At 25.2% G+C, this 3831-nt stretch carries 4 protein-coding genes; 3 read left to right on the forward strand and 1 reads right to left on the reverse strand.

Going from position 1 to position 3831, the window contains the following annotated elements; all coding sequences use genetic code 11:
* Positions 1–427 precede the first annotated feature (427 nt).
* Positions 428–1600, forward strand: a complete 1173-nt coding sequence (locus Q4E08_RS11750; RefSeq protein WP_303131159.1) for a cation:proton antiporter — start codon at positions 428–430, stop codon at positions 1598–1600.
* Positions 1601–1663: 63 nt separating this feature from the next.
* On the opposite strand, the gene rd is transcribed toward Q4E08_RS11750, so the two are convergent.
* Positions 1664–1825, reverse strand: coding sequence for a rubredoxin (gene rd, locus Q4E08_RS11755; RefSeq protein WP_303131161.1), 162 nt, complete (start codon positions 1823–1825; stop codon positions 1664–1666).
* A 302-nt stretch (positions 1826–2127) separates the two neighbouring features.
* On the opposite strand from rd, the gene rpsD reads away from it, so the two are divergent.
* Complete coding sequence (gene rpsD, locus Q4E08_RS11760; protein ID WP_303131162.1) at positions 2128–2721, forward strand: 30S ribosomal protein S4; 594 nt, start codon at positions 2128–2130, stop codon at positions 2719–2721.
* 281 nt (positions 2722–3002) lie between these two features.
* The gene (locus Q4E08_RS11765; RefSeq protein WP_303131163.1) at positions 3003–3722 is read left to right on the forward strand and encodes a Bax inhibitor-1/YccA family protein; all 720 of its coding nucleotides are present in this window, start codon (positions 3003–3005) and stop codon (positions 3720–3722) included.
* Positions 3723–3831: the final 109 nt, after the last annotated feature.

A 3831-nucleotide genomic window follows, 5' to 3' on the forward strand; every position in this document is an offset into this window, starting at 1 on the left:
AACATGCTCTAATCCCCCACATTTTTTACGCAAAAATTCTTTATTCTTTATAAATATTTCCATATATAAATATGCAATTAATTCTATTCTTATTTATAAATTATTTTAAATATAATAAATTTTAATCGAAACAACTTATAATATTTTATTTTTTTCTCATTAATAATAATAACTTTTTAATTTTCTTTTTACTTATAACAACTTTGTAATTATTAAAATAAGTTTTAAATCAAAAAATTTAATTATTTAACCTATATATCTTTAACTTTTTTATTAATAAAAAAAATCAGCATATATTAAATATACCGATTAAAATTTATTATATTTAAAATAATTTATAAATAAGAATAGAATTAATTGCATATTTATGTATGGAAATATTTATAATGGACGAACAATTTTGCGTAAAAATGTGGGGGATTGGAGTATGTTACATTACGGATTTCTATTAGATATAGCAATTATTTTATTAAGTACAAAATTTTTAGGAATATTAACTAGAAAATTTAGAATGCCGCAGGTAGTTGGTGCATTACTTGCAGGGCTTATACTTGGACCAGCTATGTTTAATACACTTAGAGAAACTGAATTTATTCAACAAATGGCCGAACTTGGAGTTATAGTACTTATGTTTACAGCAGGACTTGAAACAGATATTACTGAACTTAAGAAAACAGGAAAGGTTTCTTTTGTAGTTGCACTATTTGGAGTATTATTTCCACTAGGACTTGTTTTTATAGTATCAAGTATATTTTATGGAGGTAAACTTTTTAACCAAAGTTCAAATGAATTATTACAAAATATATTTATAGCAGTAATATTTACAGCAACATCTGTTAGTATAACTGTTGAAACATTAAAAGAATTAGGGAAAATAAACACTAAAGCTGGAAATACAATACTTGGAGCAGCTCTTATTGATGATGTTTTAGGAGTAATAGGACTTACAATAATTATGAGTATATCAGATTCATCAGTTGTAATATGGAAGGTTTTCTTAAAGATTATATTATTCTTTATTTTCTCTATTTGCATAGGATATATTTTTTATTTAATATTTCAAACACTTATAAAAAGATATCACAAAGATATGAGGAGGTTTGTAATAATCTCTTTTGTATTTTGCTTGATTTTATCATATGCTGCAGAAGAATTTTTTGGAGTTGCAGATATTACAGGAGCTTTTATTGCGGGGCTTATAATATCTAATACTGAAAAAACAAAGTATATTAATTCAAGATTTGATACATTATCATATATGTTATTATCTCCAATATTTTTTGCAAGTATAGGAATAAAGGTTGAGCTTTCAGGAATGTCTAATAAAATAATAGCATTTACTTTAATATTATTTATTGTAGCATTAATAAGTAAAATTATAGGGTGTATGTTAGGAGCAAAACTATTTAGATATAGTAATAAAGAATCATTTCAAGTAGGAGTTGGAATGGTTTCTAGAGGAGAAGTTGCACTTATAGTTGCAAGTAAAGGTATTGGAGCAGGTGTTATAAGTGAAATGATATTAGGACCAATAGTTATAGTAGTAGTTCTTACAACAGTAATTACACCTGTATTATTAAAGTTTGCATTTAAGAATTAATTAAGTAAATAAAAAGCAAGAAAATAAAATTTTATTTTCTTGCTTTTTATTTTATATTTATTATTATTCAGTTTCTGAGAATTGATCTTTACCTACTCCACATAAAGGACAAACCCAATCATCTGGAATATTTTCAAAACTAGTTCCAGGATTAACTCCATTATCTGGATCACCTACAGCTGGATCATAAATATAACCACAAACATCACATATATACTTTTTCATAAAAAACCCTCCTAAAAGCTTATTGCTATTTATATGATAATTATACAACTATTTATTTATAAAATGGATTAAATTTAGATGAACAATATTAATGGTAAATATATATTTAATATATATCTATTAATATAAAATTTTATTAAGTTTATTTCAAAAATAAAGTATTAATAAATAAATAGGAGAAAAAGTTAATATGAAAAAGATAAATAAAAATAATGAAAGAATTTAATAGTGATAATCATTTTCAATTATTGTGATAAGATGATATTATGTGTACATAAAGTATTTTTATAGGAGGTAAATAAATGGCGAAAATGATGGGACCACGTTTTAAGATGTGCAGAAGACTTGGACTTAATGTCATAGGTCATCCAAAGGCAATGAAGCGTGCGAGCAAAGGAACAAGTAGAGCAGATAAAAAGTTATCTGACTACGGCGTAAGGTTATTAGAAAAACAGAGACTTAGAGCTTATTATGGAGTGCTTGAAAAGCAATTTGAAAGATATGTTCAAGAAGCATTTAAAGCAAAAATTCAACCTGGTGATGCTTTGTTATTAAGATTAGAATCAAGACTTGATAATATAGTTTACAGAATGGGTTTTGCAAACTCAATAAGAGCAAGTAGACAAATGGTTAATCACGGTCATTTTTTAGTTAATGGAGAGAAAGTGAATATTCCATCATACAAACTAAATCCTGGAGATATAGTAACTCTTAGAGAGAAATCTCGTAAAGTAGAATTATTTGTTAATACATTTAAAGAAAATGAATTAAATACTTTCCCTTATATAGAGAAAGATATTGAAAATTTCGTTGGTACTTATGTTAGAGAACCAGAGAGAAATGAGTTACCAATAGAAATTAATGAACAATTAATAGTGGAGTTTTATTCTAAATAGTATGAATTAGAATATAGCCTTTAAAGCCTCGTATATTAATACAGTATATTTTGCCATTATGTAAGTACCAAATCTGTGCTGGGATTTGGTACTTATTTTTATGTTTTATAATTTAATTATTTATTTTTATTCTTTTTATTAATAGGTAATTTTATTACGTTTCATATATAAAATAGATAAGTTTTTGTAAAAATTTATATTTTTAAACATAATATGCAACAAATCTAAATAATTACACTGTATAATATAATTAATAAAATTTAATATGAGAGGTGTTTTTTATGGGTATTGAAGAGATTAATCCAGCTTTAGCTAGAGGATTTAAAAATGCTACTTATGATAGTACTACAATGTCAATTAGTGGAACAATAACTAAGATATTGATATTACTTTCTATAGTAACAGGAGCATTTATTTATAGTTGGTTTTATATACCATATAGCGATAGCGTTATTATGTTAGTAGCAATAATAACATTTGCTGTAGCAATATTTACGGTTATATCACCAAAAAGTGCTCAATTTTCCTCTATAATATATGCTGCATTTGAAGGATTATTTTTGGGAAGCATATCAAAGGTTTTTGATAATTTTTATTCGGGTATAATAATACCTGCTATATTAATTACAATTGTTGCTGTAATAGTTACATTGTTTGTATATGGTAAAAAGCCAAGTATTGCAGAGAGAACAGAAAAAAGTGTAAGAATTGCAATTACAACTATTTCAGTAACTTTACTTATGGGAGTTTTGTTAAGTTTTTTTGGGATAGTATTACCTATTTATGAAAACGGTATAATTGGGATAGTGTTTAGTTTAATAGTTGTTTTAATAGCTACAATAAGTTTAATTCAAGATTATGAATTTATATTAAAGGGAGCAGAAGTTGGAGCCCCAAAATATATGGAGTGGTACTCAGCCTTTGGGCTAATGGTAACACTTGTATGGTTATATACTGAGCTTATAAGATTTTTAGGAAAAATTTTTTCAGTTAATGACTAGTATATAATTAAGTAATTATTATATATAAATTACTAAAGGTAAGTTTGTGATAAAACTTACCTTTTATTTTTTACATTGTTAAGATAAAATATAAAGCTTATTAATCTAA

The organism is Clostridium sp., assembly GCF_030532265.1.
GTDB lineage: Bacteria > Bacillota > Clostridia > Clostridiales > Clostridiaceae > Clostridium.